Genomic DNA, 19287 nt, shown 5'->3' with positions numbered 1-19287 from the left:
AGAAGGACCGGTGACAGAGGTTAAAAAATTAAATTGGACCTATATAGAATATTGAAATCAAAGGGGATGAAGAGATGAGTACACAAAGTGTTGCCAAAGACGAATTACAAAAAGAAGCTCCTGCTGTGATGAAAGCAGCGGTCATGAATGAGCCATTTGACATTGAAATCAAAGAACTTCCCGTTCCGAAAGCGACAGGAGATGAAGTGCTTGTCAAAGTGATGGCCGTTGGAGTTTGCGGGTCGGATATCCATTATTACGAACATGGAAAAATCGGACGATATGTGGTGGAAAAACCGATTATTTTAGGACATGAATGTGCAGGAATCGTGGCGGAGATTGGCGACAGTGTAACAAAATTTAAAGTGGGGGATCGGGTGGCAATCGAACCGGGGATCACCTGCGGCCGCTGTGAATATTGCAAAGAAGGGAGATACAACCTTTGTCCTGATGTTCAATTTTTGGCCACACCGCCTGTAGACGGAGCTTTTGTTCAATACATTAAACATCGGGAAGATTTTTTATTTCCGATCCCTGATGAGTTGACTTTTGAAGAAGCGGCGCTGAATGAACCTTTTTCTGTAGGTATTCATGCCGCCAAACGCACAAAGCTGCAGCCTGGTTCCACTATTGCCATTATGGGAATGGGGCCTGTCGGACTGACGGCCATCGCAGCCGCAAAAGCATTCGGAGCATCGACCATCATTGTGACAGACCTTGAAGAGAATCGTTTAGAAGCAGCCAAACGGCTTGGTGCCACTCATACGATTAACGTATTAAAAAGTGATCCGGTTGAAGAAATCAAAAAGTTGACAAATGGTAAAGGTGTTGATGTAGCTTTTGAAACAGCAGGAAATCCAAAAGCATTACAATCAGCGTTAGCTTCCTTAAAAAGAGGAGGGAAAATGGCCATTGTCGGTTTGCCTCCGCAATCCGAAATTGCCTTAAATGTGCCGTTCATCGCCGATAATGAGGTGGATATCTATGGTGTTTTCCGTTATGCCAATACGTACCCGCAAGGAATTCAATTTTTGGCCTCCAAACAATCTGACTTGCAAAGTTTGATAACAGACCGTTTTTCGCTCGAACAAACAAAGGAAGCAATGGAACGGGCAAGAACGAATAAACAGGAAAGTTTAAAAGTCGTCGTCTATCCGAATGGAATCGTGGAAGAGTAAGGGGAGGGAATAATATGACTACAGTATCGACAAAGGTGAAGACAATGAAAGCGGCCGTTTACAATGGACCGCATAATATGACAATCGAGGAGGTTCCATATCCGGTTCCGGGCCCGGGAGAGATAACGGTTAAGGTGCATTGCTCTGGCATTTGCGGAACGGATTACCATATTTTAGAGGGGGATTTCATCTCGCCGTACCCGCTCGTGGGCGGCCATGAATTTGCAGGCACCGTTTTTGAAATAGGAGAGGGCGTTGAAGGTTGGTACTTGGGGGAACGTGTATCGGTTGATCCGTCCGTTTATTGTGGGAAGTGTTACCATTGCCGCAATAATCAATTCAATCATTGCAAAAACTGGAATGCGATTGGTGTCACATTAAATGGAGCGTTTGCAGAGTACGTGAAAGTTCCGGCTAAAAACCTATATAGGATGAAGGACAGCATGACATTTGAAGAGGGAGCTTTAGTAGAGCCAATGTCATGTGTGGCATATGCTCTTGAACGGGTCAATGTGAAATTCGGTGAAAAGGTGCTGATCTTCGGCGCCGGACCAATGGGACTCATGCTCGTTCAAGCGATTCGTACTAGCGGTGCTTCAGAAGTCGTGTTAGTGGATATTGCTGATGAGAAGCTGGAAACAGCCAAACGACTCGGTGCTACATCTGCTTACAAAAGTGATGCCCAATTGGAAGAAAAGATAGGCGGGAAACAATATCCGAACGGATTTGATATTGTGGTCGATGCGACAGGCATTCCTGCTGTGATCGAAAACATGTTCACCTTTGCGGGTCCGGGAGCCCGGATTTTACAGTTTGGTGTTGCTCCAAACAATGCGAGAATTTCTATTAACCCTTTTGACATCTATCATAAAGATTGGAAGTATCTTGGCACGATGGCGTTAAAATTTAACTTTTATCAGGCGCTATATATGATAGAAGAAAAGAGAGTGGATGTTTCGTCCCTTGTGACAAAGAAAATTGACTTGCATGAATTTGTGGATTATATGTCTCAACCAAAAAGTCCGGAGGATTGCAAAGTACTCGTGTATCCTTCCTGGTAATAGATACATCCAAGCATAAGGGTTTGCCAGGTCTCCTGGCAAACCCTTACAAAAAGGCATTTTGAACCTGTTAATCCTTGCTCCAACATAAAACATAGAAGTGAGAAAGGGAATATGCTAATAACACAAGGCGGATTTATATAAAAGAAAAGGGTGTGATGTGATGAGTGAGCCATTATTGCTCGGAACAGATATCGGGACACAGGGGACAAAGGTGGTTGTCATCACGTTAGATGGCAAAGTGAAAGCAAGCGGTTATGCCTCCTACCAATTTGAAGTCCCTCAACCGGGGTGGACGGAACAAGATCCCCTTATCTGGTGGCAGGCTTTTGTGAAAGCTTGCAGGGAAATTTGGGATAAAGGCATTGATCCCAAACAAGTAACAGCCATTGGGATAAGCGGACAAATGCACAGCTTGGTGTTACTTGATGACCATAATAAAATACTTCGGCCGGCGATTTTGTGGAATGATGTACGCACAAGCGAAGAATGCGTGGAAATTGAGAACATTGTCGGAAAAGAAAAGATGTATAACATAACAAAGAATGCGGTTCTACCAGGTTTTACAGCTCCGAAGATTCGCTGGGTCCAAAAGCATGAACCTGCTGTTTTCAAGCAAATTCACCGTGTACTAATGCCGAAAGATTATATTGTGTTCCGTTTAAGCGGAGAATTTTCGGCTGATGTATCTGATGCAAGCGGTACAGTGCTTTTTGATGTCGAAAGACGGGATTGGTCAACAGCTCTAATAGAAGCATTAGGATTTTCTCCAAGTTGGTTCCCAAAAGTGTATGAGAGTCAGGAGGTCGCAGGCACTGTTACAAGAGAAGCTAATGCAGAGACGGGATTACCAGAAGGGATTCCAATTGTTGCTGGAGCAGGCGATAATGCAGCTGCGGCATTAGGGAATGGAATATACGAAGAAGGCATGGGAATTGTGAGTATTGGCACATCAGGCACCGTTTTTGTTCCATTCAACGAGGTGCCGCAATTTGAAGTGCATAATGAAAAGCTTCAAACCGTACATTTCTTTTGCCACTGTTTACCGAATAAATGGCACGCAATGGGGGTGACTTTATCTGCAGGCATGTCATTGAGCTGGTTTAAAACCCAATTCTATGGCCAATCGTTTGAGGAATTGATCAAACAAGCGGAAGAGGTCCCACCTGGAGCGGAAAAACTCATTTTTCTTCCTTATTTGAATGGAGAGAGAACCCCTCATAATGATCCGGATGCGCGCGGCGTATTTTTCGGATTATCTTATCAACATTCACGAGGCCATTTTGTCCGTTCCATTTTAGAGGGAGTGGCATTCAGTATGAAAGAGTGTTTGGAGCTCATCAAACAACTCGATGGCACGAAGGCATATGATGAGCTGTATTTGACAGGAGGAGCGGTGAAAAGTGAATTATGGAGCCAAATTTTATCCAACGTATTCTCCTCCCGTTTCGTTGCCTATAAAGAACGCGAAGGCCCGGCTTTAGGAGCAGCTTTTCTAGCAGGATTGGGTACTGGTGTTTGGAAAAGGCCTGGGGATATTCCATTTGATACGTCAGAAGCAAGATTGACAGAGCCGGAAATGGAATTGACAGGGAAATATGAACGTTTATATGATGTTTATTCCTCTTTGTATCAAACAGTCGCTCCTTTATACAAGAGATTGAAATAGCCCAAACGATTTTTTCCCTACACACTTTCGAAGTCTTCAATGATAAAAGTGTTTTATGTATAATGAAATAAAATTCTAATTTATCAGAAAAAGAGAAATGTGGGGGAAAAAATGGGAGAACAGTTCGTGATGAATTCACGCCAGCAAGAGTTATTGCAAATATTATTGTCGAGTTCCAAACCAGTTTCATATCAGTATTTGGCAGAAATGTTTAAAGTGAGTACCCGCACGATTCAACGGGAAGTTTCCTCTTTAAAAGCCATTTTAAAGACCTATCAACTGAAATTGGTCAAGAAATTTGGTGCAGGGATTCAAATCGAGGGAGCTGTACGTGATAAGGAGTCGTTCATGCAGCAGTTATTAACGGCGAATTCATATATGCTTTACACACCGGAAGAAAGACAAGAAGCCATTATGTATGAATTGCTTTTGAACCGTGAACCAATCAAACAATTTGTCTTGAGTTATAAATTCGGTGTAACAGAAGCGACGGTTAGCAACGATTTGGATAAAATCGACCAATTATGCCAAACAATGGGGGTCCAACTTATAAGGAAACCTGGTATTGGGGTTGCCGTTGAAGGGGAAGAAAGCCAAAAGAGAATGGCTTGCTCAAAGCTTATTCATAAAGATATTACGTTCGAGGAATGGTTTGAGATTTTTCAGATGTCTTCAAGTGGGGAGGAATCAGCAATTGGACAACTGCAATTAGGAACGGTCGTAAAAAAGAGGTTGCAAAAATTCATTCACTCGCCCAACATTCATTTAGTTGAAAAAATTGTGAAGGAAGCCATTGGGCAAAATGGGACAATTAAGTTATCAGACCGCAATTACGTCAATCTGATTGTCCATTTGCTTCTTGCAATCGAGAGGATGAAATATGAAGAAATAGAAGGAGATGCTCCTATTATTCCCTATGTCGATCATTTAGAAGAATTTCAAATTGCCATCATCATCGCCGAGAAATTAGAACAGCAGCTGCATATTAGGATGCCAAAAACGGAAATTGGGTATATTACCCTTCATCTATATGGAGCCAGGTTTCAACACCAAGCAAGCAGCGCTTCTTTAAATGATTTGGACATAGAATGGGTGGATTTAACAAAAAGTTTTATACGCTCAGTTGAAAAATGTTTGCATCTTTCTCTTTCCGAAGATTTAATCTTATACGAAGGTTTATGTTCACATCTCGTATCCGCCATCAATCGTTTGAAATTGGGATTGCAAATCCATAATCCGATGCTGAAAGAAATTCAAAAAAGGTATGATAATATTTTTTCTGCTTGTGAACAGGCTTCTTCTATATTAGTACAAAAATTAGGCCGGTCAATTCCGCAAGATGAGATTGGATACTTAGCCATGCATATTGGGGCAGCTGCATTAAGGAAAAAAGAACAGGGGAAGCCCAAATTATCAGCTATTATTGTATGTGCAAGCGGCATGGGGACCTCCACCTATTTATCTTCCAAGCTGCGAAAAGAGATTCAAGGTTTGCAAGTAGAACACATATTGTCTGTAACGGAATTAAAAGAGTATATGAATGAGAAGAATGATGTTGATTTGATTGTGTCGACAGTTGTATTGCCTTTTCTTGACCAAAGTCAATACATTATCGTGAGCCCTTTTTTAGATGCACATGATTTGCAGGAAATCCAAAAACGAGTTTCGTTTTCCTCTACAAGAAAAGATGATTTGGTTCCCGAGGAAAAGCGTGTCCCATCTGCCGTTGTATCATCCGCTAAATATGGAGAAGCCATGCTGCAAATAGTAAGAAACTTGAAAATTTTCGAAGTGGCCTCCTTCCAGCAGCAAGCAGACTTGTCAGAAATGATGTCATGTGTTCGACACTTTTCTTTTATAAAGGATGAAAAACAAGTATTATCAGACTTGGTAAGAAGGGAACAACAAGGGAATTTTATATTGAACGGGTTAGCTTTGTTTCACTCTAGAACAACTGGTGTAGAAGAATTGTTCGCCGCTCTGTTCCGTTTTCACTCTCCGGTATACTGGGCAGGCGAAGAAGTGAGTACCTTTCTTTTATTATTGGCACCAAAGGATTCACCAAAAGAGCATATACAAATGATCAGTGAAATAAGCGCCAATTTAATTGAAGATTCGTTTATGAATATGTTATTAAAGGATGATGAAAGTACCGTTAGAAGCAAGGTTGAAACACTTTTGTCACAGGTTTATTTTGCAAAGCTAGAAGCAACATTGAAGGAGCCGGTCAATTAATGAGAAAGGTTGGCCAGCTTCTAAGCGCAATAGTTTATCAAAACATAGCGGTCATTATTGTGGTTGGATTAATCAGAGAGTTATTCGGCATTTACGGTTTTTATTACAACGATCGGATCTTATTATTGGTCAATCCCATTTATGAAACGCTATTGCCCATATTATTGGCGTATACAGGGGGAAGACTGACGGGTGGACAACGGGGAGCGGTTGTAGCATCGATTGTCACATATGGCTTAACATTGGCGAGCTCCGTTCCCATCATTATCGGTGCCATGGTAATTGGACCGCTCACGGGATGGATCATTTACCGGGTTGACAAACTGTTAAAACAACGTATCCCTATTGGCTACGAACTATTAATCTCCAACATTGTAACGGCCATGATCGGAATTGTGCTGACTATTGCCTGTTTCCTTTATGTAGGGCAAACATTGTCAACGGGAGTTAAATGGGTCATCGCCCTTTTGCAGAAGGGAATTTATTGGGGATGGTTACCGGCTGCATCGCTCTTCATTGAACCAGGGAAAGTCTTATTTTTCAATAATGCATTGAATTACGGGATGTTAACGCCTTTAGGCATTCAACAGGCAAAAGATTTAGGGAAATCGATCTTTTTTTTACTCGAGTCCAATCCAGGTCCGGGACTGGGGATTTTGACTGCTTATTGGTTGAAAACCAATAAGGCAAAAAAGAAAGTGGTGACTCTCTCCATTTTTATACATTTTATTGGCGGCATTCATGAAATTTATTTCCCGTATGTATTACGCCGAATGCGATTAGTGTTAGCCCTCATTGTCGGCGGATTGATTGGAAATTCATTCTTTCAATGGTATGGAGTAGGGCTTGTATCATTACCTTCCCCAGGAAGCATTTTGTTAATTGCGGCGCTGGCACCTTCTTCTGATTTGTCTTATGTCTTAATAGGGATTTTCCTATCTGGTTTTGTTTCCTTTTTCATTGCCTATTTGTTATTGGATAGAAAAGTTGTCAATGATTCAAATGTAGACTATGAACAGCAAATGGCAGAAATCCATCAGTTGCAACATCTAGACCATATTCGACACCTCGTAGAGCAAGATGATTCGGGGAGCAAGGGAGAGCAGGCAATCCATCCTACATTCCGCAAGCCTGTTAACTATATATTGTTTGTATGTGAGGCCGGGATGGGCTCAAGTGCAATGGGAGCAGCCATGTTGAGAAAAAAATTGAAGGAAGCCAATTTAAGTACGATTCAAGTCGATAATGCCTCTGTCAATGAAATTCCGCAAGAGGCCGATTTCATCATTTGTCACCGACAATTAAAGAATATTGTGATGAATATTTCACCAGAAAAAACATGTTACTGTCTGGATTCGTTTACGGACTTTCATGAATACGATGCCATCGTCGCCATCGTGAAAGAAAGTCAAACAAACGGTCATTCTTTTGAAGAGGGGAGTGTACGGTAAGGTGGAAATAACGTTCGGGATCTCAACGGGCTTTGCCATTAAACGATGGGGCGATCCGAAAGAATGGATTCGATTTGTTAAGGAAGAACTTGGGCTTGATGTCATTCAGTTTTCCTTTGATCAATTTGATCCGCGAGGCAGAAAAGAAAGTGTTCAGGGCTATTGCGAGTTAGTAAGAAATGAATGCGAAAAACGTAATGTTTTAATCCACTCTACATTTACAGGACTTTCCATTTATTCCCATAATCTTCTTTATCACCCGCTGCTAGAAGGGAGGATTGACGGTTTAGATTGGTTTGAACATGCTTTTTCAATGACCGAAAAGCTTGGAACGAATGGCACAGGCGGACCGTTTGGCGGAATGGACCTAAACACATTTTTTGATATTCAACAACGAATGTATATGGAAAAATGGGGAGAAGAAGCATTGGTCTCTCTTTTGCAAAAAGCAAAAACATACGGAATTGAGCATTTTTATTGGGAGCCTACACCAATTATGAGGGAAAATCCCGTTACCATCAAGGAAATAAAGGATTTTCTCGAAAAAATACGAGGTTTGGCAGGAAGGGATGCTGCTAGTCTTTCAATCTGTTTTGATGTTGGCCACACAACCAATCGGGAGGCGTCAGGGGATGATGCCAATCCATATGCCTGGATGACACGGCTCAGCGATTATATTTCTATCATCCATCTTCAGCAAACGGATGGAACGTTGGATCGTCACTGGCCGTTTACCTCCAGATATAATGAGATTGGTAAAATTAATGCTTCCGAGTTAATAGAATCAGTAGAACAAATGGAGAGAGAACGGATGACCCTCTTATTAGAAATAGGGCATCCCTTTGAGGAAGATGACGCTGTCGTGAAGAAGGAAATCATGGAGAGCGTGAATTATTGGAGAAGTGCCCTAAAGGAAAAAGGGTACGAAATTTAGTTTAGGGGAGGGAAGGAAAAAGATGAAAGAGCAAAAAAGACAAATGCTGACAGAATTGGAAAAAGCCTTTTTATCTATTAAACAAGAACAAGTAGAGATATTTGTAGAAGAAGTTGCCCGAGCAAACCGCATTTTTATCTACGGATTGGGAAGAGAACGGTTAATGCTTCAAGCTTTTGCCATGCGCTTAATGCACCTTGGTTTAAAAGTACATGTGGTTGGCGATGTAACGACGCCAAAACTGAAGGAAGGGGACTTGTTCGTTGCGAGTTCCGGGACCGGGTACCTGGCAACCGTTGAAGCGTTATTAAAGATCGTGAAAAGACAAAAAGCGAGCGTTTTGTTCATGTCTGCCAACACGGAGGGGCCTTTAATGGAGTATGTAGATCATTTTATTCATATTGAGGCACAGACGATGAAAGATGATATTGAAGCGCGCACTTCCCTCCAACCGATGGGTGCACTGTTTGAACAGGCCCAGCTGCTGCTTTTCGAGCTTGTGGTCGTTTTGTTGAAGGAAAGGCTGGGCGTTTCTGAAGAACAAATGGAGGACTATCATACAAACCTTGAGTAATGATAGATGAATCCACATAAATCATTTAGCATGAGTAAAAAGCGTTCTCATGTTAAATGATTTACGCATAAGCGGCTGCCAATCTCCCTTTCGGGTTCTTGTCAGCCGCACATGCATCACGAACAATGAAAGGTTCCTGGGAGTTCAGTAGCCTTTTGCTGTTTATAAAGATAAGTCCTCTAACTCACTCCATTTATTTGCAGTGGAGATAGGCTCGTAGTTTTTCAATTTTTTTAATAGAATGGCAGGTTCATTTTCACAAATAAGCAATGGGGCATGAGAAGCAGGAATGAATCCGGCATTCATTCCGTTTTTTACCATCTGCAGCAGCGGATTGTAATAGCCATCCACATTCAAAAGCCCGATCGGTTTACGATGGATGCCAATCTGCCCCCAGCTGACAACTTCAAATACTTCCTCGAATGTTCCAAAGCCGCCGGGAAGGGCGATAAAGGCATCTGACAGGTCACCCATTTTGGCTTTTCGTTCATGCATGTCTTTGACTTCGTGCAGTTCAGTAAGTTCTGTATGAACGATTTCTCCCCGGAAAAGCCCCCTTGGCATGACCCCGATTGCATTGCCGCCTTGTTGTAAAACGGTATTGGCCAACCGGCCCATCAATCCGATATTCGAGCCGCCGTACACTAATTCATAACCGCCTTTTACAAGCTCATTCCCGAGCAGTTCGGCCATTTTTTCAAATTGCGGGTTTAACCCGACGTTAGAACCTGCAAACACACATACACGTTTGATCATAATCATTTCCCCCTGAGTTTCTTTAAATTCCCTATTAATTCCTTCTGCTTCAATAGGGAATCTTTTGATTTTATCCCGCGAACCCTATTTTGAAAATCACAACGACCAACAGACTGACACCAAAACTGATAAATACGTTTTTACTCAACTTCATCATCAACAAACAAACCGCACTTGCAAATAGGTAGAGTGGTTCAAATGATAAGGAGCCGTCTTTTAAAAACAATGATTCAAAAATGAGTGCTGCGAAAATGCCGATTGGAATAAAGGAAAGCCCATTTTTTAAACGCGGCGAGAACAGGCGGTCAGGAAGCCGTAAAAAGGCTCTTCTTGATAAATACGTAACAGCAGCCATCCCTAAATAAAGAAGCAACATGTTCACGCTGTCACCCCCTCTTTTACCTCATCCGGCTGTTCGCCTACTTTCTCGTTATTAAAGAAATAACCGATGGCAAAGGCGATGGCCCCGCCTGCGAGAAGATGCAATCCATAAGGTAAGATGAAAGAAAAAAGAACTGACGCCACTCCGCACAGAATAAAGACGGCGATTCGCAAAGGAGAGGTAAATTGAAAATAAACTAAAGCGAGAAATAAGGCCGTAAAGCTAAATCCTAATCCCAGTTGTTCAGGGTCTGGAATCAGGCTTTGCGTTAAAGTCCCAAGCCATGTTCCGATAACCCATGTTCCATATAATGTGAAACTCACTGCCATAATGTAACGCTGTGTAGCTTTATGATGACGGAAATGGTTCATCGTAATCGCGTATTGCTCATCGATGAGGAAAAAAGCCATAATGGTCGAAAATTTGTTGGAAAACGGTTGATAGTAAGGCGACATCGATAAACCCATCAATAAATGGCGTGAATTAATGAAAAAAGTAACAAGAATAATTGTCCACATGCTTGCGTGATCAGATAAAAGAGATATAGCTGTGAATTGTGCCGAACCTGCAAACACGATGAGGGACATTCCGACACTTTCCAAAACAGATAAGCCTGTTTGAACGGAAAGCATGCCGAAGATGCCTCCAAATAAAATAAAGCTAAATGCAATCGGAAGGGCGTCTGTAAAGCCCTTTTTCCAGTCGTTCTGCTTCATGTTAACCTCCCTTAGATGTATATGTTTAACTACTATAAAAGGACGGAAAAATGGCTCATTTGACATTGAACCGTTTTCCTGTCACAACCTGATATAAATCAGGACGACTCCGCCAGAGGGTATCGAGCCTTTCTGCCCCAAATTCTCTTGTTATTTCCTCAATCATAATATCATGGCGTATATATTCAGTCGCTACGAGGACGAGTGCCGGATTTTTTGTTTTGACAGCCCTGGGAAGGGACTCATCCATAAAGTTGGCAATGACAACTTCTTCACCGTCACGCGCTGCTATGGTCAGGTAACCGCCAATTCGGTCTTTGACGACTTCAGGGAGCATATAGTTATGGTGAAAAGTGCGTCCTAACGTTTCATTTTCTGCTCCAAACACGATTGAGAACACGGGAATGTTTTTCTCGGCTGCTTGATTGACGGCCTTTTGAAAATGAGAAACTTGCGGCTCCCAAACGGACAGCCAAAGTTCATGTTTGGCTTGCTTAATGATCCCCAGCATTTCTTGCACGACTTGTTCATAACCGTCAATATGTACAATGACTTCCATGTCAGGCTGGCTTTCCAATGAATGCAAGGTGGATTCCAGGTACTCGACGGTTTCGGAGAATTCTTTTTGAACCCTTGCCAGCATTTCTTTCGCGGGAACAGGGGCATATTTTACCGGATCAGATGGAACGATGTAGGCAGCTCCTTTATCAATCAGCTTTCCGAGAACTTCATAAATCATCGAACGGGGCACACTGGACCTCTTGCTTACCTCGTACCCGGTAATAGATGAGTGTTGAAGCAGTGTGACATATGCCTTGCTTTCATATTGAGAGAACCCGAGTTTCTGCAGCTGGTGATACAATTCCTCGTGCATTTTTACCCTCCCTTGTTAGTCGTTAGTTTTATTACTACTAATAATAAATTCCTAATCATAAAGTGTCAATATCTTACAAATAGGCCGAAGCATGAATAATTCGACAAAATCTGCAAAGCGGGATAAGGGAAATAACAAAAGGGATGAATCGAAAGGCAGCAATCCATGCCTTTCGATTCATCCCCTTAGCGAAGATGTAACCCATGCTGTTGAATTCTTTTTACAATTTGTTCTTGAGTAACTTGCTCTTCGTTATATTCAATCTTTACTTCACCATCTTCCATATCTACCAAAGCCCTTTCAACGCCATCTATTTGCACGAGAATGGATTCTAATGTTTGGATTGGTTGTTCAGCGGTTGCTTCTTTCACATAAATAGTCGTATTTGCCATTTTTGGTTCTTCCTTTCCGTTTATTTGTTATGTTTCTTGATTGAAAATACTTTGTTGTTCCTGTTGTATATATACCCTATAACCGGAGAAATATGTGGTGGGTTCGATCAGTGTAATAGGTTCCAGCCTCGATTTTGGGTAAATATTCTTATTTTTCATTATTTATATTGACTATGATAATCATTATCAATTAATCTAAGTGATGTAATTTGATATTGAAAATCATTCTCATATAGTGAATTGATAAACATCGGAATTCTAAAAAACGTAATGATTTTGATTTTCGAAAAAGGAGTGTTGAATCATGGAAGCGGTCGTTCGAACTCGTTCAAGGAATGAAGCATTATTGATCATGCAGGAAAAAAGGGAATCAAATGCAAGGTCCTATCCAAGAAGATTGCCTCTTGCGATTAAAAGAGCGGAAGGCATTTATATAACGGACATGGATGGGAAGCAATATATAGATTGCTTAGCGGGAGCAGGCACTTTGGCGTTAGGCCACAATCACGCCGTTGTCCGGGAAGCGATTGAAGACGTTCTGCAATCATATTTGCCATTACATACACTTGATTTAACAACACCGGTAAAAGAAGCGTTCATTGATGAATTGTTCGATTCTTTACCACGTTCATTTGCTGAAAAAGCAAAAATCCAATTTTGCGGCCCTACCGGAGGAGATGCGATAGAAGCTGCCTTGAAGCTGGTGAAAACAGCAACCGGCAACAGAGCCATTTTATCGTTTCAAGGGGGATATCACGGCTCCACACATGGGACATTAAGTGTCAGCGGGACGACAAGTCCGAAACAGAAGATTCACGCACTTGTACCGGATACACATTTTCTTCCGTATCCATACGAATACCGCTGCCCGTTCGGTATCGGAAAAGGTGGATACCGCATTATCAGTACATACATCGAAAACCTGTTGGATGACCCGGAAAGCGGAATCGTCACACCGGCTGGCGTCATTGTAGAAGCAGTACAAGGTGAGGGAGGTTCTGTGCCAGCTCCAGTAGAGTGGTTAAAAGAGATTCGCCGCATCACAAAAGAACGAAATATTCCACTGATCATTGATGAAGTGCAAACGGGCATCGGCCGAACAGGAAAAATGTTTGCATTTGAACATGCCGGCATTGAACCGGATGTGCTTGTACTGTCAAAAGCGATAGGGGGAAGTCTTCCGCTTTCAGTCGTTCTTTACGATCGCCGTCTTGATCAATGGGAGCCAGGAGCCCATATCGGAACATTCAGGGGAAATCAAATGGCAATGGCTGCCGGACGGGCAACTTTACAGTTTGTGAAGGAAAATCAATTGCCGGAGCATGCGCATGAAATGGGGGTGTACTTAACTGAACAGCTGGAATCCATTCAAAAACAAGTCGCTTCAATCGGAGAGGTAAGAGGCAGAGGTCTTATGATGGGAATAGAAATCGTTAACCGGACGAAACAGCCGAACCAAATCGGAAGTTACCCTGCATATCCCGAGCTTGCTAAAAAAATTCAACAGGAATGTTTTAAAAGGGGATTGATTTTAGAAGTGGGAGGCCGTTTTGGTACCGTTATTCGCCTGCTGCCTCCATTAATCATTTCGAAAGAGCAAATCGATGAAGTGCTGCAGCGTTTCCATGAAGCCATTACAAATGCTGAAGCCCAATTTGGATTGCACTAGAAGGTGATGAAAATGATAGCGAACTTTGCACAATGGTTTCTTCATCCCAGCGATGAAAGCAAGATCATGTACCACACAATTATGGAGAAGGTTGTTTCGTTAATTGCCGATCAAACAACGAGAACAAATAAACCTTTTTCGGGAGCCCCTCGTGAAGAGATTGAATCAAGGGTGAAAGAGATGCTCAACATCCCGTTTGCAGCGCAGAAGATGGATGATGTGATGGAAGAGGTTCAAAACGTCATCGCGAGAAATTCTTTATGGGTTTCTCATCCTTCTGCCATGGCCCATCTTCATTGTCCGCCATTACTTCCGTCCCTTGCGGCTGAAGTCGTCATTAATGCACTCAATCAATCGATGGATTCGTGGGATCAAAGCCCTGCTGCTACCTATGTTGAAGCCGAATTGATTAAGTTTTTCACGAAGCGTATCGGCTATTCACATGAATCGGACGGTGTCTTTACAACCGGCGGGACACAATCCAATTATATGGGATTGCTGCTCGCCCGAAACAAAGCATGCCAAATAAACTTCTCGGTTCATGTTCAGGAGGAGGGACTTCCGGTTGAGGCGAAGAGATTACGAATTCTTTGCTCTGAGCATGCCCATTTTACGGTTCAGAAATCAGCGGCCCAGCTTGGATTGGGAACGAATGCCGTGATAAAAGTGGCGGCAAACGACAAGCATCAGCTTTGTGCAGACGATGCGAAGGAAAAAATCGAACAGTTAAGACAACAGGGACTTCTTCCTTTTATGATAGTGGCAACGGCGGGAACAACAGATTTTGGGAGTATAGATTGTTTAAGCGATATAGCAAAACTGGCAAACGAGGAACAATTATGGTTTCACGTCGATGCTGCTTACGGAGGGGCCTTGCTATTTTCCCATCAATACGAGCATCTCGTTCGTGATTTGTGTTTAGCCGATTCGATCACCATCGATTTCCATAAACTTTACTATCAATCAATCAGCTGCGGTGCTTTTTTCGTGAAACATAAGCGGGACTTCCAGCAAATTGCTTATCATGCCGATTATTTGAATCCTGAAGAAGACCGGGAAGACGGCATTATGAATCTTGTGGAAAAAAGTGTGCAAACAACCAAGAGGTTTGATGCTTTGAAGCTGGTGATGACTTTCAAATTGATGGGAACCGATTTGTTTGGAGAGATGGTGGATTATACAATCAATCTAGCGAAAGAAACGGCGGGGCTGTTGAAGAATGAACCTTGTTTTGAGGTGCTGAATGAGCCGGAACTCAATGCCGTATTATTTCGCTACCTGCCATCACACCATCGCCATGACCAGCGATATGCTGATGAAATCAACCTTGAGCTTCACCGCACTTTCTATCAAAGCGGTGAACTGGTCATCGCTAAAACGAAGCAAGGTGGAAAAGTGTATTTGAAATTTACGATGCTCAATCCTCTTAATACCATCGGTAATATGGAAACGCACATAGAGCGAATAAAGCAAGCGGGAGAAAAAATAGAGAAAGAGCAAGGAGAGACCCAGTATGAATATTCCGTTCATTGCTAATCATCTTACAGTACAAAATTTAATCAATTGTTATGTGAAGGAGACAGGGGAAGGCGAGTGGAAGCTCGCCGACGAAGTTCCTGTCCCATTGGAAGATGGAAGCATAAAACAAGTATTGGTTATTTCGTTTAACCGGCAGCCCATTACCTTGTATATTCCGGTTCGGCATAAATCGGCGACAGGGCGTCATCTGTTTTCGCCGGTTATGTATTATCAAGTGAAGAACGATGAAGTAAAACAGCTTGACTACGTTATATTAACGGCATTCATGCAAAAAGAGTTCTCACTCATATCCGACAAACCTGTACAAGCCGATGAGCTTATGCTGCGGACAATCTTAAGCTATCAAAATATAAAAAGAATTATTTCAGAGAGAAGCAACGATCTGGAAGAATGCTACCAAACGGAAAAAACGTTTCTTCAATCGGAACAATCGCTGTTAATCGGACATCAAGTTCACCCAACACCGAAAAGCCGTCAAGGCATTGATGAAGATGAAGAGTCTACCTTCGCACCAGAGCGAAAAGGGGCTTTCCAGATCCATTATTTCCGGGCTGCCAACGACATCGTAGAGGAAGGCTCTGTTTTATCCGAAAACGCTTCAATGCTTATAAAGGAAGAAGTAAGAAAAGATCCGTTCGTGACTCAATCATTTAAAGAAGAGTATTGCCAGGAAGATGGTTTTTCCCTGATTCCTGTTCATCCGCTGCAAGCAAGAAAACTGCTGGGAAGAGAAGATGTGTGCCATCAGATTCAATCGGGAAGGCTCTCCTATCTTGGGCCGCAAGGACGAAAGTTTTATCCGACCTCTTCTGTTCGGACGGTGTATCATCCGGAAGCAAGCTTTATGTACAAGTTTTCGATTCCGGTGAAGATCACGAACTCGCTGCGCGTCAATAAGCGAAAAGAGCTTGAACGCGGTGTGGAAGTGAGTCGTCTGCTCCAAAGTGAGATACGGGATCAGCTAACAGTACATCATCCGTCGTTTCAAATTATTCAAGATCCCGCTTATATTACGTTAAAGCTTGAAACGGAAGAAACGGGGTTTGAAGTAGTAATCCGTGAAAACCCGTTTCAAGAGGGGAATGATTCACGGACGACATTGATTGCGGCGCTTTGCCAAGACCATGTTGCAGGGGAAGCTTCCCATTTAGCCAACATCATTTATGAAATAGCAGGCAGGGAAAACATTTCAATCGCCCAGGCAAGTGAACGGTGGTTTGCACGCTATTTGAAAGTAAGCCTGCGCCCGCTGTACTGGCTGTACGCCTCATATGGAATTGCCCTGGAAGCCCATCAGCAAAATTCCATTATAAAACTTGATGAACAAGGTTATCCTGATATCTTTTATTATCGTGATAATCAAGGCTATTATTTTATGGAATCAAAGGCTGAACACTTAAAACGGCTCGTCCCCGGCCTAAATGAGAAGAGTGACACGATATGTGCCGACTCGATTGCGGAGGAGCGTTTCCGGTATTATGTTTTTTTCAATCACTTGTTCGGATTGGTCAATGCATTTGGGGTCAACCGTCTCATCGAGGAACATCGATTGCTGTTAGTGATGAAAGAGGAGCTGAAAGACTTAAAGAAAGTTTTGGGTGATCATACCAACTTATTGGATTCTTTGTTGTATGAAGAAAAGCTGCCATGCAAAGCCAATTTGTTGACGAGAGTGCATGATATGGATGAGCTTGTCGGATCCCTTGCGACACAATCCGTGTACGTCCATGTCACCAACCCGTTGACTGTGACTGCAGGTGAACTGTATGAAGTCTAAAGTCGACGTCAAACAGCGTTATCCATTTGAGCGGTACGATTCCATTATCAAAAAGGTCATTTCATTTCGCCATGTGAGCATGAAAGAGGATTTAGAACGACTTCATTCGTGGATGCATGAAGAGCATGTGATTCCGTTTTGGAATTTAAACATTTCATTAGCGGATTATACGGTCCATTTACAGAAGTTTCTGCAAGATGATCATCAAACGCTGCTGGTGGGTGAACTCGAGGGGGTACCGATGAGTTATTGGGAGTCGTACTGGGTGAAAGGTGATATGATCGGCAACTATTATGAGTTTGATGAATATGACCAGGGCATTCATTTGCTGGTTGGGCCGAGCGAGTTTTTAGGAAAGGGGCTCATATACCCTTTATTGATGACGATTTTACATAAAAAACTTCAAGTACCCGAAACGCGCAAAATCATAGCAGAACCCGATATACGAAACGGAAAAATGATTCATGTATTCAAAAAATGCGGTTTTCAACCTGTCAAGGAGGTAGAATTGCCTGACAAAACAGGTTTATTGATGGTATGTGAACGGGACGTGTTTGAAAGAAGGTGGACAGATTGGCAAACAAACAAATTTTAGACGTCATTGGAGTGGGAATCGGTCCGTTTAATCTTGGATTAGCGGCATTACTAAAAAAAACGGAATGCCGTTCATTGTTTTTTGATAAAAAAGCACGCTTTGAATGGCATCCGGGGATGCTGTTGGAGGGAACGACGCTGCAAGTGCCTTTTATGGCAGATGCCGTCACAATGGTCGATCCGACGAGCCCTTTCAGCTTTTTGAATTATTTGCATGAGCAAAAGCGGCTTTACCGTTTTTACTTTTTTGAAAAATTTCATATTCCGCGTACAGAATACAATCATTATTGTCAATGGGTAGCGGATCAACTTCCCCAGCTTCAGTTTGGGTGCGAAGTGGAAAACATCCAACAAACAGAGGAAGGACATTATCGCGTGACTGTTTTTTCTCATGGAGAAGAGGAACAAAAAACGTATCACGCCCAACATGTAGTCATCGGAGTAGGAACGAAGCCTTATATTCCGGAGAAATTTCATCCTGCATTGGGTGATCGGGTCTTTCACTCTTCACAGTATAAAAACAAGCGGGAAAATGTTTTGAAAGCGAACTCGGTTACGGTCATCGGTTCGGGGCAGAGTGCAGCGGAAATTTTCCATGACCTTCTGTCAAGACAGCCGGATCATGATTATAAGCTGTCGTGGTTCACAAGGTCCAAAGGGTTTTATCCGATGGAATATTCAAAACTCGGGCTGGAGCATTTCTCGCCTGATTATACACGTTACTTCTATAGACTGCCGAAAGAAAAGAAAAAAAACGTCTTGAACAATCAGTCTCTGCTGTATAAGGGGATTAGCTTTAATACGATTGCCTCCATTTATGATTTATTGTATGAGCGAACGGTCGGGAACAAAGAGCCGAACGTTCATCTGCAGGCATTGACTGAACTGGTGTCCATTGAAGAATGGAACGGACGATTTTATTTATCACTGTACCAGCACGAACAAGAAGAGAATAAGCAACTGGAAAGTGATGTAATCATTCTTGCAACAGGCTATCATCCTTATATCCCGGATTGTTTAAAAGGAGTGAAGCATCTGCTTGAGTGGAATGAGGATGGGCAGCTTGTCTTTCAAGAAGACTATAAAATGAAGTTAAACACGGAAGGCCAAAATCATTTATTCATTCAAAACGGCGAGCTTCACACGCATGGTGTCGGGGCGCCTGATTTAGGACTCGGCGCATTTCGAAACGCGACAATTATTAACCGGATAGCCAGGAAAGAAGTATATAGAACATATGAAAAAAACGTATTCCAGCAGTTTGGACTATAGGGGAAAGAAATGGTGAAGGGCAATAAAGGGTTTGTACATAGTTGTTTGCTGTTACTTTACAATTGAACTACCTACCACTTAATTTTCTAACGAAAGTTTGAAGTGGAGGATTCCTGCGAACACCCGTGTATCCACCAGTTTTTTAGCAGGCTAGCCCCGTCGTCCCGACGGTTATTACTTAAATATCCTGTACGTTGACTCGCCACACACCCGA

The 19287-nt window shown here is 42.5% G+C and carries 17 protein-coding genes; 12 read left to right on the top strand and 5 right to left on the bottom strand.

All coding sequences use genetic code 11. From position 1 onward, the window contains the following. The first annotated feature begins 74 nt into the window (after positions 1-74). The 7 genes from ACFOU2_RS00820 (at position 75) to hxlB (ending at position 9102) form a co-directional block, all read left to right on the top strand. Positions 75-1178 (top strand): NAD(P)-dependent alcohol dehydrogenase, encoded by a 1104-nt coding sequence (locus ACFOU2_RS00820; RefSeq protein ID WP_377911342.1) that lies wholly within the window; start codon positions 75-77, stop codon positions 1176-1178. 14 nt (positions 1179-1192) lie between these two features. Next, positions 1193-2239 (top strand): zinc-dependent alcohol dehydrogenase family protein, encoded by a 1047-nt coding sequence (locus tag ACFOU2_RS00815; RefSeq protein ID WP_377911340.1) that lies wholly within the window; start codon positions 1193-1195, stop codon positions 2237-2239. Positions 2240-2402: 163 nt separating this feature from the next. Continuing rightward, positions 2403-3908: a xylulokinase gene (gene xylB / locus ACFOU2_RS00810; protein WP_377911338.1), complete on the top strand. Its 1506-nt coding sequence runs from the start codon at positions 2403-2405 to the stop codon at positions 3906-3908. Positions 3909-4019: 111 nt separating this feature from the next. Further along, complete coding sequence (locus ACFOU2_RS00805; RefSeq protein WP_377911336.1) at positions 4020-6143, top strand: BglG family transcription antiterminator; 2124 nt, start codon at positions 4020-4022, stop codon at positions 6141-6143. Beyond that, a complete protein-coding gene (locus tag ACFOU2_RS00800) occupies positions 6143-7594 on the top strand; it encodes a PTS transporter subunit EIIC (RefSeq protein WP_377911334.1) in 1452 nt (483 codons plus the stop codon). Before ACFOU2_RS00805 ends, ACFOU2_RS00800 begins: the two co-directional genes overlap by 1 nt. A gap of 1 nt (position 7595) precedes the next feature. Continuing rightward, complete coding sequence (locus ACFOU2_RS00795; RefSeq protein WP_377911332.1) at positions 7596-8528, top strand: sugar phosphate isomerase/epimerase family protein; 933 nt, start codon at positions 7596-7598, stop codon at positions 8526-8528. A gap of 22 nt (positions 8529-8550) precedes the next feature. Then, positions 8551-9102 carry a 6-phospho-3-hexuloisomerase gene (gene hxlB, locus ACFOU2_RS00790; protein ID WP_377911330.1) on the top strand — a complete coding sequence of 184 codons (552 nt, stop codon included), beginning with the start codon at positions 8551-8553 and terminating at the stop codon, positions 9100-9102. Between the two features lie 162 nt (positions 9103-9264). Here hxlB and ACFOU2_RS00785 read toward each other — a convergent pair whose 3' ends face one another. From ACFOU2_RS00785 to ACFOU2_RS00765, 5 genes are all read right to left on the bottom strand, one after another. Beyond that, positions 9265-9855, bottom strand: a complete 591-nt coding sequence (locus ACFOU2_RS00785) for an LOG family protein (RefSeq protein WP_377911693.1) — start codon at positions 9853-9855, stop codon at positions 9265-9267. Positions 9856-9928: 73 nt separating this feature from the next. Further along, a complete protein-coding gene (locus ACFOU2_RS00780; protein ID WP_377911691.1) occupies positions 9929-10234 on the bottom strand; it encodes an AzlD domain-containing protein in 306 nt (101 codons plus the stop codon). Positions 10235-10236: 2 nt separating this feature from the next. Further along, the gene (locus tag ACFOU2_RS00775; protein WP_377911328.1) at positions 10237-10956 is read right to left on the bottom strand and encodes an AzlC family ABC transporter permease; all 720 of its coding nucleotides are present in this window, start codon (positions 10954-10956) and stop codon (positions 10237-10239) included. A gap of 55 nt (positions 10957-11011) precedes the next feature. Beyond that, positions 11012-11830 (bottom strand): TrmB family transcriptional regulator, encoded by an 819-nt coding sequence (locus tag ACFOU2_RS00770; RefSeq protein WP_377911327.1) that lies wholly within the window; start codon positions 11828-11830, stop codon positions 11012-11014. Between the two features lie 185 nt (positions 11831-12015). Next, positions 12016-12222 (bottom strand): heavy-metal-associated domain-containing protein, encoded by a 207-nt coding sequence (locus tag ACFOU2_RS00765; protein ID WP_377911325.1) that lies wholly within the window; start codon positions 12220-12222, stop codon positions 12016-12018. A gap of 304 nt (positions 12223-12526) precedes the next feature. On the opposite strand from ACFOU2_RS00765, the gene ACFOU2_RS00760 reads away from it, so the two are divergent. Genes ACFOU2_RS00760 through ACFOU2_RS00740 form a run of 5 tightly spaced genes read left to right on the top strand, consistent with a single transcriptional unit; the run spans position 12527 to position 19073 of the window. Next, a complete protein-coding gene (locus tag ACFOU2_RS00760; RefSeq protein ID WP_377911323.1) occupies positions 12527-13891 on the top strand; it encodes an aspartate aminotransferase family protein in 1365 nt (454 codons plus the stop codon). A gap of 12 nt (positions 13892-13903) precedes the next feature. Then, positions 13904-15427, top strand: coding sequence for a pyridoxal phosphate-dependent decarboxylase family protein (locus ACFOU2_RS00755; protein ID WP_377911321.1), 1524 nt, complete (start codon positions 13904-13906; stop codon positions 15425-15427). After that, positions 15405-17207, top strand: coding sequence for an IucA/IucC family protein (locus ACFOU2_RS00750; protein ID WP_377911318.1), 1803 nt, complete (start codon positions 15405-15407; stop codon positions 17205-17207). The genes ACFOU2_RS00755 and ACFOU2_RS00750 overlap by 23 nt, the downstream gene beginning before the upstream one ends. Further along, entirely contained in the window at positions 17197-17802 is a 606-nt protein-coding gene (locus ACFOU2_RS00745) for a GNAT family N-acetyltransferase (protein WP_377911316.1), read from the top strand. The genes ACFOU2_RS00750 and ACFOU2_RS00745 overlap by 11 nt, the downstream gene beginning before the upstream one ends. Beyond that, positions 17781-19073 carry a lysine N(6)-hydroxylase/L-ornithine N(5)-oxygenase family protein gene (locus tag ACFOU2_RS00740; protein ID WP_377911314.1) on the top strand — a complete coding sequence of 431 codons (1293 nt, stop codon included), beginning with the start codon at positions 17781-17783 and terminating at the stop codon, positions 19071-19073. Before ACFOU2_RS00745 ends, ACFOU2_RS00740 begins: the two co-directional genes overlap by 22 nt. The last annotated feature ends 214 nt before the right edge of the window (positions 19074-19287 follow it).

Source organism: Bacillus songklensis (genome assembly GCF_042649685.1).
Lineage (GTDB): Bacteria > Bacillota > Bacilli > Bacillales > Bacillaceae_H > Bacillus_BA > Bacillus_BA songklensis.
This window is presented reverse-complemented; position numbering and strand designations above follow the sequence as displayed.

Excerpts from the sequence above, each read along its gene's own strand:
- ACFOU2_RS00815 (WP_377911340.1), top strand. The coding sequence starts at position 1,193 with ATGACTACAGTATCGACAAAGGTGAAGACAATGAAAGCGGCCGTTTAC.
- ACFOU2_RS00760 (WP_377911323.1), top strand. The coding sequence starts at position 12,527 with ATGGAAGCGGTCGTTCGAACTCGTTCAAGGAATGAAGCATTATTGATC.
- ACFOU2_RS00750 (WP_377911318.1), top strand. The coding sequence starts at position 15,405 with ATGAATATTCCGTTCATTGCTAATCATCTTACAGTACAAAATTTAATC.
- ACFOU2_RS00780 (WP_377911691.1), bottom strand. The coding sequence starts at position 10,234 with ATGTTGCTTCTTTATTTAGGGATGGCTGCTGTTACGTATTTATCAAGA.
- xylB (WP_377911338.1), top strand. The coding sequence starts at position 2,403 with ATGAGTGAGCCATTATTGCTCGGAACAGATATCGGGACACAGGGGACA.
- ACFOU2_RS00745 (WP_377911316.1), top strand. The coding sequence starts at position 17,197 with ATGAAGTCTAAAGTCGACGTCAAACAGCGTTATCCATTTGAGCGGTAC.
- ACFOU2_RS00800 (WP_377911334.1), top strand. The coding sequence starts at position 6,143 with ATGAGAAAGGTTGGCCAGCTTCTAAGCGCAATAGTTTATCAAAACATA.
- ACFOU2_RS00775 (WP_377911328.1), bottom strand. The coding sequence starts at position 10,956 with ATGAAGCAGAACGACTGGAAAAAGGGCTTTACAGACGCCCTTCCGATT.
- hxlB (WP_377911330.1), top strand. The coding sequence starts at position 8,551 with ATGAAAGAGCAAAAAAGACAAATGCTGACAGAATTGGAAAAAGCCTTT.
- ACFOU2_RS00765 (WP_377911325.1), bottom strand. The coding sequence starts at position 12,222 with ATGGCAAATACGACTATTTATGTGAAAGAAGCAACCGCTGAACAACCA.
- ACFOU2_RS00755 (WP_377911321.1), top strand. The coding sequence starts at position 13,904 with ATGATAGCGAACTTTGCACAATGGTTTCTTCATCCCAGCGATGAAAGC.
- ACFOU2_RS00805 (WP_377911336.1), top strand. The coding sequence starts at position 4,020 with ATGGGAGAACAGTTCGTGATGAATTCACGCCAGCAAGAGTTATTGCAA.
- ACFOU2_RS00770 (WP_377911327.1), bottom strand. The coding sequence starts at position 11,830 with ATGCACGAGGAATTGTATCACCAGCTGCAGAAACTCGGGTTCTCTCAA.
- ACFOU2_RS00820 (WP_377911342.1), top strand. The coding sequence starts at position 75 with ATGAGTACACAAAGTGTTGCCAAAGACGAATTACAAAAAGAAGCTCCT.